This is a genomic window from Salicibibacter halophilus (assembly GCF_006740705.1).
Lineage (GTDB): Bacteria > Bacillota > Bacilli > Bacillales > Marinococcaceae > Salicibibacter > Salicibibacter halophilus.
In genome coordinates this window covers 2,552,465-2,572,754 of the sequence record NZ_CP035485.1, presented here as the reverse complement: position 1 = coordinate 2,572,754, position 20,290 = coordinate 2,552,465, and the positions used below count along the sequence as shown (strand labels likewise).

General features: G+C 45.8%; 16 protein-coding genes, 1 other RNA gene and 1 pseudogene. 3 read left to right on the top strand and 15 right to left on the bottom strand.

Annotation, left to right across the window (positions count from 1 at the left end; genetic code table 11):
* Nucleotides 1-433: 433 nt before the first annotated feature.
* The gene (locus EPH95_RS12520) at nucleotides 434-1,723 is read right to left on the bottom strand and encodes an ISL3 family transposase (protein WP_142088183.1); all 1,290 of its coding nucleotides are present in this window, start codon (nucleotides 1,721-1,723) and stop codon (nucleotides 434-436) included.
* 25 nt (nucleotides 1,724-1,748) lie between these two features.
* On the opposite strand from EPH95_RS12520, the gene EPH95_RS19265 reads away from it, so the two are divergent.
* The 3 genes and pseudogenes from EPH95_RS19265 to EPH95_RS19260 all read left to right on the top strand — a co-directional run.
* Nucleotides 1,749-1,889, top strand: a complete 141-nt coding sequence (locus tag EPH95_RS19265) for a hypothetical protein (RefSeq protein WP_227003899.1) — start codon at nucleotides 1,749-1,751, stop codon at nucleotides 1,887-1,889.
* 271 nt (nucleotides 1,890-2,160) lie between these two features.
* On the top strand, nucleotides 2,161-3,375 hold the full coding sequence (locus tag EPH95_RS12515; protein WP_142090425.1) for a CynX/NimT family MFS transporter: 1,215 nt from the start codon (nucleotides 2,161-2,163) through the stop codon (nucleotides 3,373-3,375).
* 562 nt (nucleotides 3,376-3,937) lie between these two features.
* A pseudogene (locus EPH95_RS19260) lies at nucleotides 3,938-4,284 on the top strand (tyrosine-type recombinase/integrase); the annotation flags it as partial.
* Nucleotides 4,285-4,351: 67 nt separating this feature from the next.
* On the opposite strand, the gene ssrA reads toward EPH95_RS19260, so the two are convergent.
* From ssrA to EPH95_RS12445, 14 genes are all read right to left on the bottom strand, one after another.
* Nucleotides 4,352-4,725: a transfer-messenger RNA gene (ssrA, locus tag EPH95_RS12510) on the bottom strand.
* Nucleotides 4,726-5,559: 834 nt separating this feature from the next.
* Entirely contained in the window at nucleotides 5,560-6,225 is a 666-nt protein-coding gene (locus EPH95_RS12505) for a hypothetical protein (RefSeq protein ID WP_142090424.1), read from the bottom strand.
* A complete protein-coding gene (locus EPH95_RS12500) occupies nucleotides 6,222-6,962 on the bottom strand; it encodes a hypothetical protein (protein ID WP_142090423.1) in 741 nt (246 codons plus the stop codon). Before EPH95_RS12500 ends, EPH95_RS12505 begins: the two co-directional genes overlap by 4 nt.
* Entirely contained in the window at nucleotides 6,940-7,842 is a 903-nt protein-coding gene (locus EPH95_RS12495; RefSeq protein WP_142090422.1) for an ATP-binding cassette domain-containing protein, read from the bottom strand. Before EPH95_RS12495 ends, EPH95_RS12500 begins: the two co-directional genes overlap by 23 nt.
* Nucleotides 7,839-8,219 carry a GntR family transcriptional regulator gene (locus tag EPH95_RS12490; protein WP_142090421.1) on the bottom strand — a complete coding sequence of 127 codons (381 nt, stop codon included), beginning with the start codon at nucleotides 8,217-8,219 and terminating at the stop codon, nucleotides 7,839-7,841. Before EPH95_RS12490 ends, EPH95_RS12495 begins: the two co-directional genes overlap by 4 nt.
* Before the next feature lie 140 nt (nucleotides 8,220-8,359).
* The gene (gene rnr / locus EPH95_RS12485) at nucleotides 8,360-10,648 is read right to left on the bottom strand and encodes a ribonuclease R (protein WP_142090420.1); all 2,289 of its coding nucleotides are present in this window, start codon (nucleotides 10,646-10,648) and stop codon (nucleotides 8,360-8,362) included.
* Between the two features lie 4 nt (nucleotides 10,649-10,652).
* Nucleotides 10,653-11,411, bottom strand: coding sequence for an alpha/beta hydrolase (locus EPH95_RS12480; RefSeq protein ID WP_142090419.1), 759 nt, complete (start codon nucleotides 11,409-11,411; stop codon nucleotides 10,653-10,655).
* A gap of 96 nt (nucleotides 11,412-11,507) precedes the next feature.
* Nucleotides 11,508-11,741, bottom strand: coding sequence for a preprotein translocase subunit SecG (gene secG, locus EPH95_RS12475; RefSeq protein ID WP_142090418.1), 234 nt, complete (start codon nucleotides 11,739-11,741; stop codon nucleotides 11,508-11,510).
* A gap of 801 nt (nucleotides 11,742-12,542) precedes the next feature.
* The gene (locus EPH95_RS12470) at nucleotides 12,543-13,637 is read right to left on the bottom strand and encodes a PRK06851 family protein (protein WP_142090417.1); all 1,095 of its coding nucleotides are present in this window, start codon (nucleotides 13,635-13,637) and stop codon (nucleotides 12,543-12,545) included.
* Between the two features lie 331 nt (nucleotides 13,638-13,968).
* Nucleotides 13,969-15,285, bottom strand: a complete 1,317-nt coding sequence (locus EPH95_RS12465) for an IS1380 family transposase (protein ID WP_142090416.1) — start codon at nucleotides 15,283-15,285, stop codon at nucleotides 13,969-13,971.
* A gap of 152 nt (nucleotides 15,286-15,437) precedes the next feature.
* On the bottom strand, nucleotides 15,438-16,721 hold the full coding sequence (eno, locus tag EPH95_RS12460) for a phosphopyruvate hydratase (RefSeq protein WP_142090415.1): 1,284 nt from the start codon (nucleotides 16,719-16,721) through the stop codon (nucleotides 15,438-15,440).
* A 6-nt stretch (nucleotides 16,722-16,727) separates the two neighbouring features.
* Nucleotides 16,728-18,278, bottom strand: a complete 1,551-nt coding sequence (gpmI, locus tag EPH95_RS12455) for a 2,3-bisphosphoglycerate-independent phosphoglycerate mutase (RefSeq protein WP_142090414.1) — start codon at nucleotides 18,276-18,278, stop codon at nucleotides 16,728-16,730.
* On the bottom strand, nucleotides 18,275-19,030 hold the full coding sequence (gene tpiA, locus EPH95_RS12450) for a triose-phosphate isomerase (protein ID WP_142090413.1): 756 nt from the start codon (nucleotides 19,028-19,030) through the stop codon (nucleotides 18,275-18,277). The genes gpmI and tpiA overlap by 4 nt, the downstream gene beginning before the upstream one ends.
* A gap of 15 nt (nucleotides 19,031-19,045) precedes the next feature.
* Nucleotides 19,046-20,233, bottom strand: coding sequence for a phosphoglycerate kinase (locus tag EPH95_RS12445; protein ID WP_142090412.1), 1,188 nt, complete (start codon nucleotides 20,231-20,233; stop codon nucleotides 19,046-19,048).
* Nucleotides 20,234-20,290: the final 57 nt, after the last annotated feature.

Sequence of the window (20,290 nt, the reverse complement as noted above, 5' to 3'; positions counted from 1 at the left end):
TGACCCCAAGCATTCCCGCATCAATAGTCTCCCATGTGACGAATTATTCACCGTTTGCTAATGGTGCTTGTTTATAACATTCGTTAAACGTGGGATTAATGAAGTTTCTACTAGTTTCGGATGATCGTTCATAATTGCATTAGTTCAATCTAATTTAGGTATTAACATCCGTCCTGAACTTGTCTTAAAAAATTTCCAAAAAGACATCGTAGCCATCGAATTGGAAAAAGATGCACATCGTATTATAGGTTTGGTCACTACCAAGAAAAAATCACTAGTTGCAGAATGCTTTGTTTCAACTGTCACGGATTTGTTCCCGCCAATTAAATATTGGTGAAAAATTCAGGTTCTATCACAAATCACGGGATGGATGACAATATTCGACAATGAAGTCCCGCACCTTGCTTTATAGAGCAAATTTTGTCGATAATCCTTAGGTTGCCGGTGGGTATTCTTCTTGATGGATTCTTTGTTCACACCGAGCTTGATATTTTCTCCATTTAAGGATCGCCTCTTTTTCTTCCTTCACCTGCATCCGAGCTTGAAGAGAGAATAACGAATAGCCAAACCCTTGTTGATTCATCGTGCGGAGTTGGTTGTTCTTCCCTTCGGTTTTGGCGTTGGATATACGATAGTGAAACCGATGGAGAATTTCCGGCAACCAATTCCAAATCGTCTTGAGAAGATCATCGAACGGCTCCAGGGAAGAGGCGATGACCTCTTTTTCCCACGCCCCTAAATGATCCAATGCTTCTTCCAGATCATGGCATTGATACAATTGGCGAAGTTTTTGATGCAGGCGCATGGCTTGAGCTAACGTCGGTGATGTTGTCTCCCAATGCTTCAGACGTTCTTGTTGTTCCGGGGTTAATTCTTCCGTTCGTTCAGCAAACAAGTCTTTGTCTTCTTTTAATGCCACCCGTTCTTCTTTGGTCAAAACATGTTGGACGCTTTTTCGCACATCGTCCAAGGCACGCGTCGAAGCTTGGATGACATGGAAGGCATCAATGACCACGATCGCTTGAGGGAGGGCGGCCTTAATCGCTGTCTGATAAGGCCTCCACATATCGATCGCAACCGCAATCACTTGTTCAGGTTGAGACAATTGGTTGAAAAGATCCATGACAGCTTCTTTGCGACGACTTTCATGTAACTCGAATAACTGGGGCCGCCATGGTACCGAGAGATCGTACATGACCAACCGATACTTGCCTTTTCCTTTGGCCAAACTGATTTCATCAAGGCCGATGAGTGCGGGGGTGGATCGATCCGAAATAGCTGGATGCTCCCCATGACATGCGCGTGCATGGACCCCAATAGTTTGACCACTGCGATCAAAGGCTTCTCCTACCGATTTGAAGGTACGGTCGGCCGTTGCAAATATCAGTGATTGCTTGGCTATCACCGACATTCGTTGATATGGTTTGAGCCAAGGTAATGGCTCCATAAACGTACGACAACAGGCATCACATATAAATCGACGATGGTTGAAATGATCAAAGATCGGTGTATCGTTGTGAGCGCCTGCAACCACTTGCTTCATGTGATGCTCATGCACTCGGGTTGTCCAGTACCCACAATCCGGACAACGTGTGCCTTCATTCAGTAACTGAAGGTAGCGATATAATCCTGGGTTCGGATAACCAAATGGAATTTCTTCTTGATGGATAATGGCAAAAGGGACTTCTTTACATTCATGGACCATGGTATAATGGGTAAGCATCCAAATCACCTTTCGTATGGGTTTTGTGGGTACTTATCCATTTCGACAGGTGATTTGGATTTTCCTGTTTTATCGGGTGTCGATTCATGTCCCCCGTAAATTGTTACTGAACCAAAATTCATTAGTAAATGAATTTGGAGATGACAAAGAAGATGCTGTCGTTTAACAGGAAATCCCAGCTCATCCGTTTTGAGGTCGGCACAGAAGACGCAAAAATAAAACCATTCATTTTTTATTTTAATTTTCCGATTTAAAAGAATACACCCTCACTCACTTTAGATATTTAACAAATGAGTATATCAGTTGATTTATAAAGGAATGGTTCGATATACTATTGGACATTGTTGAGTGCTATCAACATCCTTATTAGTGAACAGGTGTACTAATAAGATATTCTATTAATCTCAAAACTTGAAAATAAAACAAGGTGTTTATATATGGATATTACAACAAACCGGGATCGGTATTATACGTTTCTATTGCTTGCGGCTGTGATGTTGATAGCCGCCACTCTTCGTTCTCCGATGACCTCGGTCGGTCCTCTAATCCCCTTATTGAGGGAAGAATTACAAGTATCAAATGCCTTGATAGGGATGGTAAACACATTGCCCCTTATTGCATTTGGATTATTTTCACCGTTTGTACCGATTTTATCTAGAAAAATAGGAATGGAAAAAACACTATTAATCGCTATGGTTATCTTATCAATTGGAACTTTCATCCGTTCACTCGGTGAAATTTCAATTCTTTTATTTGGTACGTTACTTGTTGGAGTGGCTATTGCGGCAGGGAATGTTCTTATGCCGGGTTTAATCAAATTGAGTTTTCCCTATCGGATTGGGCTAATGACCGGTCTTTATTCCGTTGCTATGAATGTATTTGGCGCACTTGCTTCAGGAATATCCGTTCCTTTAGCCGATTTAGAACTCCTAGACTGGCGAAACTCCTTGCAAATATGGACTATTCTATCATTTTTGGCCGTGCTCGTATTACTTTTGCGATTACCAGCCATTCTTTCTGACAATAAAAAAGTTCCCGGGCAAGTAAAAGCGCAGCCATCAAACAATTTGTTTACATCCAAAATTGCATGGGCGGTTACCATTTATATGGGATTGCAATCTTTGATTCCATATAGCCTTTTTACATGGCTGCCGGATATTCTGCTTGAAAAAGGGTTTAGTCAAGAAGATGCCGGTTGGCTGATCGCTCTCTTTCAAATTGGTTTATTACCGGCAAATTTTATCGTGCCTATTATTGCTTCTAAATTAAATAATCAACGTGTTCTTGCCTTTGCATCCGGCTTATTTTTCTTTTTTGGATTATTGGGGGTTTCCCTCGTATCCTCGCAACTGATTGTTGTATTTTTACTATTGGCGGGCGTTGGTGCAGGAACAACATTTAGTTTGGCAATGATGTTTTTCGTACTTCGTACCAATACGGTTTCCGAGTCCTCTCAACTGTCAGGCATGGCTCAATCTATTGGTTATATACTTGCCGCAACCGGGCCTATTTTTCTAGGGGCAATAGCAGAATGGTTTCACGGCTGGACTGTTCCTCTAGTCATTCTAATGGTCGTATCCCTTTTAATAGCTTTCTTCGGGACGATAGCCGGGAGAAACGAAACAGTTTCACTCAAAGCAAGAGGAACTTGACACTCATACAACGTGATGCTTCACGAATCCCATTGAGGTGAATTACTCGCATTAACGTGTGAAAGGATGATTTTGAAAATGCCTATTAGAACAACTAAAAACAGATGCCGATTGAAAAGAAGCATCTGTTAAAATTTATATATTGTATTGGGGTAGAGCCAGCATCGCTGTCATGAAGTGCAATTTTCCCAAAATATGGAAATTATAATGTAATCGTCAAAATGTGACATAATGGATTACAAGGATCGTCAGCCAAAGAAATCGGGTATGAAGTATTCGGACGCGATGACACAAAATCGGATTGGTAACATAATCGGTAACAACAGTGGTGATTGATAAATTATGAAAAAAGGTCTTCAGCGAGATAAAGCCGTTGGGCGGGAATGGTAAGGATGAGGCCGCCGGTTCGAGTCCGGCGGGAAGCTCCAGAATAAGACTTTAATAGCACGGGTTCCGGCGATTACTGGAACCCGTTTTTATTTTGAGATGCACTCGACTGGTAACGGATTGGTAACTTTTTGTGCTGTGAATCGTTAAATTCGCTGTACGTGATTTATTAATGCCCGATTTTGTTATGAGTATTAAAAGAACTTAAAAAAGATGCTGGAAAAACAGCACCTGTAAAATCGGACTATGTAGTGTTCGGGGAATTCTATACAAGTGTAGCGACAACCACCCTTGACCGACATTATAAGAAGTACATTAAAGCATCTGGGGTTAAAAGGATAGTGCTCTACGAGTTCAGGCATTCCCACGCATCATACCCTTATAGATAAAAACGTCAACCCGATTGTTATCGCCCACCGGCTTGGTCACTCTGACGTGGCGACAACCTTGAACACATACAGCCACATGTATCCATCTAAGCAAAAAGAAGCCGTAGAATTAATGGAAAATGACTTTTCGTGAGAACGTTTTTGTTCAAAATGTTCCCAAATTTTTCCCACAGCCTCTGTAACCACTGCCATATAAGTATTGGTGGAGACGGCGGGAGTTGAACCCGCGTCCAGAGATATTGCCGCTTAAACGTCTACGAGCGTAGTCGCCGTATTATCATTCGCTGTCACTTCAGCCCGGCGACAGGCTCCCGTGCAGCTAGTCTGATTAATCTCTTCTGCCGGCCTCAGACGGCGGCCGGTCAGCGTAGCCCGCTATTAGTGAGACCCTTCAATCTTCCACACGGGCGATGAAAGGAAGGATCCGCAACTGTTACGCAGCTACTGGTGCAGCTGGTGTTGCGAAAGTTTCTTTAGCTTTGCCAGTTATTATTGGCGTGGACCTTTCTCGAGCATGCCCAGCTCGGCTCGCAGTTTAAGCTCAATCTATCCCTGTCGAATCCGTATCGTCCCCAAATAAGCAGATTTCTTTCCCTCTGGACAATATATTTTATCACGTTGGAATTGTGATGTAAAGAGGTCACTGGATAATTCAAATCCTTAGACCACAAAAAACAACAGAATATGTTAAAGTAATTGTGTTTGATTATCAATGAATGTCGGGGGAGAAGATCAAATGACTATTGGGACAGTGTCTTCAGGCATCATGAACTTACTCCTCTATGGGGACAAACGCTCCTTCGTATTCTTCTTCCATAAATTGTTGAACGAAAATCCTCCGATGGTGACTGCTTTAGAAATTCCTCCCCCATTCATACATATTTCCCCTGATGAAAAGTAAAATCATACATCCGTCCCTAATAAGAGGTACTCCTCACTCTGAGAGGGACGATAATCGCCATGTTGTACCCCAGAAGGAGGGTTTTCCGTTTGAGAGGTACGGAATGCGTTTAGTCGTCCCCCAAAAGGAAAGCTTCCCCCTCTGAGAGGGACAGAAATCATGCCTTCGCCTCTCGAAAGGGAGGTTATTTCACTTTGGTCATGTGAATCAACCAAGGCAAAGGATTTCTGGGATAGAGTACTAGTCCCTATTGTTTTAATTCACCACTCATACCCTCGGTTATACTATCGATTCCCGCCCAACCAAGACTTCATTGGACACAAAAAGCTCAGCATTGACTGACCACCAAATGGCAACTATTATTAGACATATCTCAATTTTACATCAGCTTATTTTAAGGCGAGTCCTGCGCAGGCTCGCCTTACTTCTTGCAAAATGGTTTGACGATTAATCTTTTATACAATAATACATCCTTTCCTCCACGCCTAAACATCCGAGTTTTCTCTATTATCCAACATCCTCATCCACATATGTCACATTTTCAATCGTATCCACGTTAAGATTCGCGGGAACACGCAAATAAAGCAACGTAAGTCCCTGTTGAGTGGCGAACATGGTTTTTTTATCGCTAAATTGATGAAAAGGAAAGGGTTCATCAAAAACATTATATTCCACTTCTAACGATTCTGGTTCGCCAATGACTAGCGTATCGCCTTCCAAATCCAGAGTGAGCGGATTCGGATTCTGGACTCCCTGCCCTTCAACCGTCGATGGCACTTGATAGTAGGCTGCTTCCACGCTGTTATCATTTTCTTCTTTTTCTTCTATATAGATAGATAACCCACCATTGTCCGACGCCTCCACCTGTATCTCATCCTCACCATAATCAAAGCGCCAACGTTCATGAAGATAGGTTTCATTGAGGTTACCGGTTTGAGCGGCTTCCTGTAACTGCTCACTTTCTTGATCAACAGTTCGGGTGTCTAACCCTTCACCGGCTATCTCCCGTTGTTCCGCAATTGGTAAAAATAACATCACTGAGATGAACAAAACAGCAACATATCCTGCCATAAGTCCTGAAGCCCTTTTTCCGCGCAAAGCTGCTTTTGCGACGAAACCACTAACCAACATAATCAAAAACACAAATATAACAATTTGAATCAGCATGCTCATCTTTTTACCTCCAACCGATTCGATATCAATCCTGCAACCGTAAAAAGAACCGCTGTGGCTAGCACTATCTTAGTCAAAAACACAGGGAAAGAAGACTCTTGAAAGAAGAAAGCGCCCAGCCATGGCATTACATTCAAATTCAGCATGATCGTCACTCCAATAAACGCCGCGGGAACGACGATCACCATCACCCAATGCACCTGCGCCAGCATGCCCACAAAATAACCGAGCGAGCTGAAAAGAAAAATGAAAAGAACAGCGCCTGCCATCCCCGTGAGCATATACAACGGTTCCGTTAATCCTTCGGAAATAAGTATATTTTGATAGCCAATACCATAGTACATGAGCACTTGTAACAAAAACCCGGATAATACTGCGGTCATTCCACCAATGACGCTGGCGATGCCGATAAATATAATCGATGAAAAATGGCTGGTCATTCGATTGGCGACAAAAGCGAAGTCATCCTCCCTGTACGCTTTCGTCGTTAGCAAAAGTGAAACGACGAAGCCCCAAACAATGGTAAAACCCATCACAATATCAGCTGAATAATAATAGGCTTCCATCTCGATGGCATACCCAGTGTAGCTTGACATGGCAGAACCATCAAATGATAAGAGCACGCCGAGCAATTGTATGATCACGAGCGTTGCGAATACATCAATGTAAGATTTAAGCTTATATCTCACTTGATTGGTGAGCACACCGGTTCGGTTAACTTCCGTTAAAGACATCATCGATCCCCCCACTCGTTTTCGCAGTAAGATGAACACAGGCATCACTCGCAGAAACCGAGAAAAGATGAACGCCCGCCTGCTTCATTGTTTGCAAACCTTCCGTAGTAAAACGGTTCTTGGCGATAACACGGACATCTTCCCGTCCGATCTTTTTGGCCGACAAAATGTCTTGATCGATGAGCAACGGATATACCAATGCTTCTTTTCCGGTGAAACCAATAGTGGCTTCCTGCAAATCATCCATAGAAAGGTGCAAATGTTTCTCTCCTTCATCAATGAGCAATACCTCTTCCAAAATATCCTCGATCTCCTCGATATGATGACTCGAGAAAAGGATCGTCCGGGGATAAGCGATGTAATCTTTTAACAAAGCTCTGTACATATCTTTTCTCACGGCTGTATCCATCCCGGCTGCCGGTTCATCAAGAATGGTGAGCGGGCACCGGGAAGCAATGCCGATCAACATATTAAACGTGCTCCGTTGCCCTTTAGACAGATGCTTGTGGAGTCGATGACGATCAAGGTTGAAATAGTCAATGAGTTGATCGGCCAATTCGCAAGCCCAATTTTTATAAAAGTAATTTGCTTCCTTCACAATATCGGCAAGCGACATCTTAGATGGAAAATGCATGTGTTCATCAATAAAAATCGAATTCGCCGATACAAACAGGTGATTAAATGGCCGCTCAGAAAAAACGTTCACTTCTCCGGAAGTTTCGCGCAAAAACCCGGCGAGAATTTTCATCAAGGTTGTTTTGCCTGCCCCATTCCGGCCGACAAGTCCGACGATTTTGTTTTCTTCAATCGTAAATGACAATCCGTTTAGCGCATTTGCTCGTCTATAGGATTTTGTCACATCCTTACACTCGATAACATTCATTGTTCGTCCTCCCCTTTCTTGACGGCTTTCAACATCATGATCAATTCCTCTTCGCCCATCTCCAAGCGTTCTGATTCCTGAACGATTTCTTTCAGCATCCTTTTCAACGTATGGTTTTTGCGTTTATCGATGATCTTTTCTCTAGCATCGTTCGCGACAAATTTACCAAGTCCGCGTTTGTCATACAAAATATCCTCTTCCGCAAGTTTCGTTAATCCTTTGGCCGCCGTCGCCGGATTAATGTTGAACATCTCCGCAAGCGTATATTGGGAATACACCTTTTCATCTACCCCAAAGACGCCATTCAAAATTTCACCTTCGATCCATTTGGAGATTTGGATATAGATCGGCTTTAATTCATCTGAATTTAGAATCAAGGCTTCCCTCTCTTCTGCATGAGTGCATTAGTTATGTAATGTAGTGTAGCAGTTGATGGTAAAAAAATCAATAATTATAAGGGAATCCGACTCCACCAATGCTAGCTAATAAAAAAAGCCCTTCGAAAAGAGCTTTCTTGTTACGACCGTTTACTTTTCTTCTTTTTCTTTCCTTTCTTGCCCCCGTTTTTGCTTTTCGTATTATTTTTCGGCGGTTTATGATCTTTCGGGCGTCCGCGTTCGCCTTGAATGACCTTTTGGCCTTCCGATGGTTTGCGTCTTTTCCGTTCCGGCATGCCGACGATTTCAAAATCAATGTTCGGCTCATCCATGTTCACATCGAGGACGCGTACGTCTACGCGGTCGCCGATACGGTACATGTTCGCGGTTCGCTCTCCAATCAGCGCGAATTGGCGTTCGTCATAATGATAATAATCATCGGTCAAATGACTGACGTGGACAAGGCCTTCAATGGTATTTTCCAAACGGATGAACAAGCCAAAATTTGCTGCACCGCTGACAAAAGCCGGAAACTCTTCGCCGATCTTGTCTTTCATGAACTCAGCTTTTTTTAAATCATCCACATCCCGTTCGGCGTCAACGGAACGGCGTTCCATGGCCGACGAATGTTTAGCAATATCCGGAAGACGTCCTTGCCAATGGTCCACTGTCTTTTTACCGGTTTTATTTTGCAACAAGTACGTGCGAATCAAACGATGCACAATCAAATCCGGATAGCGGCGGATCGGCGAGGTAAAGTGCGTGTAAAAATCCGCAGCCAACCCAAAGTGCCCGACATTTGTGGGATCGTACTTGGCTTGTTGCATGGATCGCAGCATGACCGTATTAATGACCGTTTCTTCCGCTTCCCCTTTTACCGCTTGCAACACTTCCTGCAGGGCTCCGGGATGAATGGAATCTCCGCGCCCTTTCATCACATAGCCAAAGCTCGTAATGAACTCGAGAAAACTTTGCAATTTATCCTCGTCCGGATCTTCGTGAATACGGTAAATAAACGGAAGCTTCAACCAATGAAAATGCTCGGCAATGGTTTCATTTGCCGCCAGCATGAACTCTTCGATTAAACGCTCGGCTACAGAACGTTCGATAATACGGACATCTGTGGGATGGCCGTCCTCATCCATTTCGACTTTCGCTTCCTTGAAATCAAAATCAATCGCTCCACGTTCAAAACGCTTGTTTCTTAAAATAGCAGCCAAGTTTTCCATGTCTTCAAAAAGGGGAACGAGGGATCGATACCGCTCTCTCGTCTCTTCATTTTGGTCGACGAGAATTTCTTTCACTTCCGTGTACGTCATGCGTGCAGATGTGCGGATGACACTCTCGAAAATGTCATGATCAACGACGTCCCCTTCAGGGCTAATCTCCATTTCACAGGAGATAGTGAGTCTGTCCACTTTCGGATTCAAGGAACAGATGCCATTGGACAACCGGTGCGGGATCATTGGGATGACGCGATCAACGAGGTAAGAACTCGTCCCGCGATCTTCGGCTTCCACGTCAATGGCAGAACCTTCTTCCACATAATAGCTGACATCGGCAATATGAACACCGAGGCGATAATTGCCGTTATCCAGGCGCTTCACGGTTACGGCATCATCAAGGTCTTTCGCATCGGCACCATCGATGGTGACAATCGTTTGCTCCCGCAAATCACGGCGGCGGTCTATTTCATCCTTTTCAATCTCGTCAGGCGCGGCGGCTGCTTCTTCCTGTACCACTTCCGGGAATTCCCCGGGCAGTTCATGTTTATGAATAATCGACAAAATATCGGTCCCGGGATCGTTTTTATGCCCGAGAATGGTAACGACGACCCCTTCAGCCCCCATACGCCCTTCCGGATATTTCGTGAGTTCAAGCACCACTTTATGTCCGTCGGCGGCTCCGTGCTCCTGTCCTTTAGGAACAAAAACATCGTCATATAAACGTTTATCATCCGGGGTAACAAACCCATAACGTTCATAGTCGAGATATGTTCCTACAACCCGCGTCGTGCCCCTTTCGAGAATGCGAACGACAGCACCTTCGGAACGATCACCGGATTGCCCTCCCGACCGGGATTGAATGCGGGCAAAAACCGTGTCTCTGTTCATGGCACCGGCAAGATCCCCGGGTGCCACATACACATCATCTTGCCCTGAATCTTCAGGCAATATAAAAGCAAAACCTTTGCGATGGGCTTGTACCGTCCCTTTAATCAAATTCATTTTTTCCGGTAGGCCATAGCGGTTGTTACGCGTACGAATTAACTGGCCGGTCTCCTCCAAATGATTCAACGTTTTCATTAAATCTTTTCGATCTTTTGCAGCATCCATTTGTAACGCTTCTTGCAATTCATGTACGCTCACCGGTTTTTTTGCTTCGTCACGAATATGGGTGAGCACCGGTTCTATAGTTTCTTCCACCATGGTTTCACTCCTTTCCTTCCCAATCTAATTGTTCTAAAAAAGCAACAATATGATCATGAACTTTTTCTTTCTCTTTCCATAGCGTAATCACATGTGGGGCGTCTTCATACCATTGCACATGTTTTTGCCGTGAAGACACTTGATCGTAAATCACATTTGCACTTTCGATATCGACCATTTCATCTTGCCCGGCTTGGATGATTTCAATCGGAACCTTTATTTCGTGGAGCTGTTCACGAATCGTGCCGATCAATTGAGGTATGGCGGTCAACACCGTCTCCGTATTCTTTTTCACACCATTCATTTCTTTTTCTATCGTCTGCTCCTCTTTTTTCTCATAACGCTTGTATTCTTCCGAGTACTGCAATAGACCGTTATACAAGCGCCGGTCCTGTTCTTTCGTTATGGCAGGCGCGCACATCGGAATAATGCCGTTCACCTTGAATGTGTATCCGGCTTTTAACGTGAACAAACCACCAAGTGAAAGACCGCAAACAGCAATCTGCTCAAACCCTTGCTCCCGTAAATGATTGTATCCTTCTTCTACCGCTTTCCACCAATCATCAGGACCCGTTTCCAATAGCTGCTCGGGTGGCACTCCATGTCCGGGGAACATGGGCGCGTGGGTCGTGTACCCGTTTTTTTGCAAAAAGCGACCGAGCATGCGCACATCAGCCGTCGACCCGGTGAAGCCATGCAAAAGCAAAACAGCGCGCCCGTTGTCGCCATTAAACGTGAACGGTTTCGGGGGTACGATTTTCAATGGTTCTTTTCCTCCTCCAAGACGTATGCCTAAATATGTTTCCCGTATTTCGCTTCATATAATCCTAAAAAAACAACGGGAACGTCTCCCGTTGCTTTACTGAAGAAAATATGCCAATGAAATCGTGCCTACGAAAAACAGCACGGCAAGCACGACTGTTGTTTTCGCGAGGAAAGATTCAACACCTCGTGCTTTTTGTTTCCCCATCAATTGCTCCGCCCCACCGGAAATGGATCCGGATAAGCCTGCACTTTTTCCCGGTTGCATGAGAACAACCGTAATCAGAGCAACACTTACAATAATTAATATGATCGTAATAATTGGTGCCAAGCGCGTTCACCCCCTGAAGCATTCGCACGTCTATACCTGTTTTCACTTTATCACATGAGATGATAACAGACAATGGCGACTGCGCGGGGCATTTTGCGCTGTATCAATTTTTCGCTTTAGGCAGAAAAACGGGACCAGGTTCACGCCTTGTTTTTTGCTACACCTCATGGAAAGATGAAAAAGATGTTAAATATATCGTTTTCATTGCAATTGCGGTTTGGGCACTCGGCAAATATTATGCGTTCGCAAACCCCATTCCTGAGGACTCGTATGGGGGCCGCACAGCACATAGAGTCCGCTAAACCCTTTCCTGAAGACTCATGTGGGACCCGTGCAGCACATAGGGTCCGCTAAACCCTTTCCTGAGGACTCATGTGGAGCCGCGCAGCACATAGAGTCCGCTAAACCCTTTCCTGAAGACTCATGTGGGACCCGTGCAGCACATAGAGTCCGCTAAACCCAATACCGAGGGCTTCTGATACGGAACATTGGTATTCACTTTTCATGCCAGCGAGCTTTTTAACCTTTGAGGTAATGTTTCGTGTATGATATGTCGGACACTGCTATGCCCATTTTTTAGAAGGGATTTATTTCCAACTTGCTCTTATCCTTTGCGCGGCAAGGATTCTGTGACTGTGCAATTAGCTCGCGAGGAAGGTGCCCGGTTGTAATCTACCCCTTTTTTGAGCCCACGACCTCCGATTGTTCATCAGATGAAGCCCTAACGCCGTTCGCACTCTTCAGTTAGGGCTTCATCACCCCCACACATATAAAAGGCGCCTCCGGCATTAACGTATGGAGTCACTTGATAAGGTTAACGATTGCCGTTGATAATTCCTGCGTTTTCCGGTCAATAGCTTCAAAATCCATCGCTTGCCCGTAATATGCTTCCAGTTCATCATGAAGACTTTTTGCATCGCTTAAATAACGAGTCCCTTGTTTCATCTTATTTTTGTATGACGTTTCTGTTTCATGAATCGCATCGGCCTGTTCCACCTCGATGGATGGATCAATACAGCGAATAAACATATCGACGACTTCGTCATTTTCTCGGTCCGGATCAAACGTGTGAGGGTCGGTTCCATCTAGAATAACGGTTTCCAACCCGGGAATGATCACCATATCGATGCTCTCCGGATCAAATGCACAATAATAATATTCAACGTCATATCCAAGGCTTTCCGCATGGGTGGCGATTTTTTTCATCATCGTCGATTTTCCGGTGCCGGCACGGCCTTTCACGATGTACCGTTTGCTTACATCTTCCGTTAAATTGTCGTAAAAATGTACCGGTCCTTTAGGCGTCGCGGCGCCGAAAAAACGATGTCTAACCGTCGGGACATGTTCTTCGTTTTCCGCGTTTTTCGTAAATATTTTTCCCTTCAATTCTTCTGTTACTTGATGCGCCTCCCGGAAGTCCATCGCACTTAAGTAAATGGATTCCAGAACGTCATGCACGTTCCGGGCTTCAGCAAAGGCTTCGTATGCTTTGGAAAACGTTTCTCCAATTTTATCAGTGAGCTCCACGATCTTGTTCTTGTGCGCCTTCAGCTTCGTGTCGTCTCGAAAATCACCCAAATTAACGATGCAATCAACGACGCCCGGATACTTGGGGTCGATCACGTGCGGCGCTGTGCCGTCAACGATTCCGATTTTCAGCGAGGGGATAACCACGCCGTCCAGGGAACCGTTATCGGATGAACAGTGAAGATATTCAATCGCTGTCCCTTTTTCTGCCACCGCGTGCCCGACCTGCCTGATCAGTGTTGATTTCCCTGTCCCCGGCCCACCTTTTAAAATATAAAGTTGCTCGAGTCCCTTTAACGCTTCTTCATAAAGTGAATAAAAGCCTAGACTGGAGTTGCTGCCGGCATAGTAATTTTTAACTTCCCCCATTGTGCTCCCCCGTTTCTTTGGTTACGCAAGAATCTAATCATTAGCCTATGTGGAGGGGGAGGTTTCCGTTACTGCCAGAAAAAAAAGGTGCTCGAAGGTTCCTCCTTCAAGCACCTTTACATTATTCCTGAATTATTCATACTTCCAAGTGATAGCGTGAATGAGCATCAAAACTAACGATTTTTCGGTTATGTTCACTAAAGTAAGCTAAGCTGATTAAAGTTGGAACGAAACATAACAGGCAAACGCTGAAAAAGGCCTTTTTTGGACATACGTCTCCCTTGGTCTCGCTGGGGCTTTTAAAAAATGGGGCTTTATCGATAACTGTGCTTCATTCCAGTTTAAGGGCTTGAATGCGTCGGAGCACTTTCCAAAAAAACGTCTCATAAACAAAGCTTGAAGCCAATTTGAAATAAAACGAGCGCCCTGATTTTACTAACTTGCTTGCCACTTTAATGACCTTTGATCGTATAGTTTGGATTTGCATGCTTTTTTGTTCTTCCGGAAAACAAAGCGTGCGCAGCCAGTTCGTTAAATTGTACGCGAACAAGCTGAACATCATCCTTGCTTCGTTGGCCTGAAACGAATGGCTGCTCATTCGATCCAAGTCAAAACCATTTTTGGCTTCCTTAATATAATTCTCCATCGTTCCACGTTTTTGGTAAGAACGGACGATCTCTTTGGGAGAGAAGGCATCGAACAGGCTTGTCACAAAGAATGCATGCGTGAAAAACAATTCGCCGGCCGGACGAATGGATTGAATGATGACTTTTCGGGGCTTGGCCCATGATTTGGCTTGGTATTCGGTTTCCTCATAATAGCATTCGGTTTGTGTAACGTCAGATGGCGGTGTTGCCGGATGGAGCTCATCGGCTAGTCGTTGCAGGTTGGCATTGGATTTCAAGCGAATCACGTAATAGACGGATTCCTCTTCACATAGCTCATACAGCTCCGGAACCGCAAAGCCACTGTCTCCGCGCAGAAAGGGGATCGTCTCCGGAAATGTTTCGTTGTAATGCGTGATCAGGGGCTTCACAAAATCCACAACCCCGTTGGACGTATAGACGTTGCCCGGGCGTAGTTGAGCCTTCATAAAATCACCGGTTATACCATCGAAAGCAACGAGAGGATGATAGCCGACGGTTCCATAATGCGCATTGTAATCGGTTGATTCTTGCCCGCCGTATGTATCGGCATGTGTGGAGTCTAAATCAAAAATAAGACTTTTTGAGCCCCTCACTTGATGGACTTTATCTAAAAGCTCCTGGTTGGCTTGATTTAATTGCTGGATAGATTCGGTGTCAAACCGGGCCAAAAATCGGGATATACTGGGTTGAGAAGCTAACGCATCCGTTCCAATGATTTGCTTAAACACAGGGTCGTCCGTTAATTGATCCGCCGCATCATCTTCATCATAGCCGGCAATCATCTGATAAAGCTTTTGCCGAAGCAGTTGCTCATTCGAATGAAAATGGTACTGTCTCTCGTCTTTCAGATGGAGATGTTCATCCAATGCATGGAAAAAACCAAGTTTTTCTTCGAATTCTCTAAATAAGATCTCGCCCGTATCAGAGGAAAGCGCACCTCCATCATTCGACAGCTTCATTTTGCGATTGAAATCCAAGGTTATTTGCGTTAAAGTAGCCATTAGAAGAATCCTTTCTGTGGTTATTTTGGGATAATTTAACTCTAACAGAAATGGATTCTTTTTTCATTTATTGGATGAATGTTCAATGTAGCTGAATGCCTTGATAGACAAGCGTTCGCAATTCAGTTTGGAATTTCTATGAATAGTTCAGGTTATTGATTCAACTGGTAAAAAGTCTCTCTTCCAGGATACACGGAACGGCCGGCGAGTTGGTCGTGAATGCGTAACAGTTGATTGTATTTGGCAACACGATCGGTTCTCGAAGGAGCACCTGTTTTTATTTGCCCTGCATTTGCGGCAACGGCTATATCTGCAATGGTGGCATCCTCCGTTTCCCCGGAACGATGGGAAATGACAGCAGTGTAACCGGCTTTTTTCGCCATTTCAATGGCGTCAAACGTTTCCGTAAGTGTACCGATTTGATTCACTTTGATCAATATGGAGTTCCCAACGCCGCGTGCAATGCCTTCGGATAGTTTTTCCGTATTAGTGACAAACAAATCGTCGCCGACGAGTTGCACGCGATCGCCAATCGTGTCCGTTAGTTTTTTCCATCCTTCCCAATCATTTTCGTCGAGGCCATCTTCAATCGAAACAATCGGATACTTGTCCACGAGACCTTGGTAAAAAGCAATCATCTCATCGACACTTTTTGTGACGCCCTCGCCTTTCAACTGGTAGCTCCCGTCTGCATGCATCTCGGATGCAGCTGCGTCCATCGCGAGGACAACGTCTTCCCCGGCTTTGTACCCTGCTTTTTCGATGGCTTCAATGATGACCTCAAGCGCTTCTTCGTTTGATTTTAGATCCGGGGCAAATCCACCTTCATCGCCCACTGCCGTATTGTGTCCTTTTTCTTTCAATACTTTTTTCAGGGCGTGGAAAATTTCCGCGCCGACCACCACCGCGCTCCGTACGTCCGTCGCGCCGACGGGCATGACCATAAATTCTTGCAGATCGACGCTATTATCGGCATGTTCACCGCCATTTAAAATATTCATCATTGGCACGGGCAAGGTTTTCGCATTAAAGCCGCCGAGGTATTCGTATAACTCGAGCCCCAATTCTTGGGCCGCGGCGTATGCACAGGCGATGGATACACCGAGGATGCTGTTGGCGCCCAGATTTTCCTTGTTCGTAGTACCGTCAAGTTCAATTAGCAAGCGGTCAATTCCGAGTTGGTCGGTCACCTCTACGCCGACAAGATGAGAGGCAATCTCCCCGTTCACATTTTCCACCGCTTTGAGCACGCCTTTCCCCATTAAACGGTTACTGCCGTCGCGAAGTTCCACCGCTTCATGCTCCCCGGTTGACGCTCCACTCGGAACGAGCGCACGCCCGAGGACTCCCTCGTCTGTAACCACTTCTACTTCCACTGTCGGATTCCCACGGGAATCAAACACTTCCCGGGCAAACACATCCGCGATCATTGTCATCCATCCTCATCCTTTCTTATCATTTGTTATTAGATTTCGGCCTGTCATTTCGGCAGGTTGGGCAATCCCCATCATCGCGAGCAATGTCGGCGCCAAATCGGCCAGAATGCCATCACTTCGTAATTCGGCACTAGCTTTTGTAACGATCACCGGCACCGGATTCGTCGTATGTGTCGTCATCGCGGTTCCGTTTGCTTCCGTGACTTCATCGGCGTTGCCGTGATCTGCCGTTACAATCGCGGCACCACCCTTTTCGTGAATGGCTTCCACAATCCTTCCCATATGCTCGTCCACTGCTTCTACCGCGGCAATGGTCGGTTCCAGCTTTCCGGAATGCCCGACCATATCGGGGTTGGCGAAATTAAGGACAATCGCGTCATGCCGGTCGTTTTCTATCGCATCCAGTAACGCCTTTGTCACAGCCTCCGCGCTCATTACCGGTTTCAAGTCATATGTGGCTACTTTCGGAGAGTCTATTAAAATTCTTTCCTCTCCATCAATGACCGTATCCAATCCGCCGTTCAAGAAAAAAGTAACATGAGGATACTTTTCGGTTTCCGCGATTCTCAATTGCGAATAACCGGCGCCGGAGATGACTTCTCCAATCGTGTTCGGAAGTTGCAACGCTTCAAAAGCAACATCGGCGGTGAATGTGTCATGATAGTGCGTCATCGTCACATAATAAAGAGTGCGCGGGTGTCCCTCCCCCCTATCAAAAGCCTCGAACGTTTCTGTGGCCAGCGCTTCGGTCAGTTGGATGGCACGGTCGGGCCTGAAGTTAAAACCAATCACGGCATCCTCATCTGCGATTGTTGCTACGGGGCTTCCATCTGCGGATTGCAAAACGGTCGGTTCCACAAATTCATCATACACCCCTCGCTCGTAAGAGCGGTCAATCGCTGCCAAGGGATCGTCTGTTTTGTCCCCTTTTCCATAAACAAGGACATTGTATGATTTCCGGATCCGTTCCCAACGCCGATCGCGATCCATCGCGTAATACCGGCCGTGCACACTTGCCAGTTGGCCGACACCTATATCATCCATCTCCGCTTGAAGCTGTCCAATGTAGATTTTCGCACTTTGCTGATCCACATCTCTGCCATCCAGAAACGCGTGGACAAATACGTTGGATAAGCCTTCTTTTTTCGCGAGCTTCAAGAGAGCAATAACGTGATCGATGTGGCTATGAACCCCGCCATCTGACAATAAACCATACAGGTGAAGAGCACTGTTCTTTTTCTTCACATGGTTGATCGCGTTATGAAATGCTTCATTTTCAAAAAAAGTTCCGGCTTGTATGCCTTTATTAATCAATGAAAGATTTTGGTGCACAATGCGTCCGGCCCCAATGTTCATATGGCCAACCTCGGAATTTCCCATTTGTCCGGCCGGAAGACCCACACTTTCGCCTGAAGCCGATAAGGTCGCGTGGGGGTGCGTCTGCCATAACCGGTCAAAGTTGGGAGTGCGTGCTTGCGCGATTGCATTCCCATATGTTTCATCCCGAAGAGCGAAGCCGTCGAGGATAATTAATGCGTGTGGCGCTTGCTTTCTCATTGGGCAGCCTCCAATAGCGAGAGGAATGAATCAACCTTGATGCTTGCACCGCCCACGAGCGCCCCATCAATATCTTCATCCGCCATATATTCCGCGATATTTTCCGGTTTCACACTACCGCCGTATTGAATGCGAACGGCTTCCGCCGCGGGTTGACCGTATTGTTCACGAATGTATGCACGGATAGTCCTCGCCATCTCCCCGGCTTCCTCGGGATTTGAGGATTTTCCGGTGCCGATCGCCCAAACTGGTTCATAAGCAAAGACGCATCCTTTAACCTGCTCGGCTTCCACTCCTTGCAAGGCTTGCTCCAGTTGCTTGCGCACAACTTCCGACGCGCGATCCGCTTCTCGCTCTTCCAACTTTTCACCAATACAAACGATTGGCGTCATGCCATGTTCCAAGGCTGCATGAAGCTTTCGATTCACCCGTTCATCGGTGTCATTGAACATTTCTCTGCGTTCGGAATGGCCGATAATGACAAGGCCGATTCCGATCGATGCTAAAGCCGGGGCGCTAATTTCACCGGTAAAAGCACCATTCTCCTCTTCATGCATGTTCTGCGCACCAATTCTTAAATCGGTGTGCTCGGCTTTTCCCCTCATTCCTTTCAATGATACCGATTGAGCGCAAACCGCACTCTCCACTTCATCGTTCGAAGGGATGCGATCCTTCACAGCATCGACAAAAGCGAGAGCTTCCCTATCGGTTACGTTCATTTTCCAGTTTCCTGCGATAAATGGTGTCCGCATGAGCATCACCTCATTTTATTCTGTTTGATCGTCGATCGCTGCAAGACCTGGCAACACTTTTCCTTCCATAAATTCCAGCGAGGCGCCGCCCCCTGTAGAGATATGGCTCATTTCCGACGCGAAACCAAATTGCTCTACGGCTGCCGCAGAGTCTCCCCCGCCAATAATCGTATACGCTCTCGTATTTGCCAACGCCTTAGCCACACCTTTCGTTCCATCGGCAAATGGCCCCATTTCAAAAACACCCATCGGACCGTTCCATATGACAAGAGAAGAAGATTGTATTTCTTCTTTATAGGCGTCCACGGTTTTCGGGCCGATGTCAAGGGATTGCCAATTACCAGGGATGCTGTCAATATCGACGATTTCAGTTGCCGCATCTTCTTTAAAGTCATCTGCAACAACCGCATCCCTCGGAAGCAACAACTTCACGCGATTGCGCGTGGCTTTTTGCATGAATTGTTTTGCCAATTCGATTTTATCTTCTTCAAGCAGCGATTGGCCGATTTCATACCCTCGCGCTTTCACAAATGTGTAAGCCAAGCCACCGCCGAGCAACAGGGTATCAACTTTGTCCAGAAGATGGTCAATAACCTCAATTTTATCTTTTACTTTTGCGCCGCCGATAATGGCAGTAAAAGGACGATCGGGGTCTTCCAGCGCTGCCCCGAGGATGTCGAGTTCTTTCTCGAGCAAAAGACCGGCCGCCGAAGGCAAATGACGGGCAATGCCTTCCGTAGAAGCATGTGCGCGGTGCGCGGCGCCAAACGCATCATTGACATAAACGTCGGCAAATGCAGCCATCGCTTCGGCTAGCGCAGCATCATTTTTTTCTTCACCAGCTTCAAATCGTACGTTTTCCAATAAAAGAATGTCACCGCTGGTTCGTTCATCAAACGTTTGTTTAACCTTCGCACCTACGACTTCATCCACTTTGTGAACCTTTGTCCCCAACAATTCTTCCAACTTACGGGCGATCGGATCCAAGCGCAACGCTTCCACAACTTCTCCTTTTGGCCGTCCCAGATGGCTCGCGAGAATCACTTTTGCCCCTTTTTCCCGTAAAAACCGAATCGTGGGCAAAGCGGCACGAATGCGTGTATCGTCGCTTACCTCCCCATCTTGCAAAGGAACGTTGAAATCAACCCGGCAAAATACGGTTTTTCCGGTGATTTCGAGGTCATGAATGGTTCTTTTTTTCACGTCGGGCTCCTTCCTCTCTTATGTATGATGGAAAAGAGAAAAGCGGGAGCAAAACAT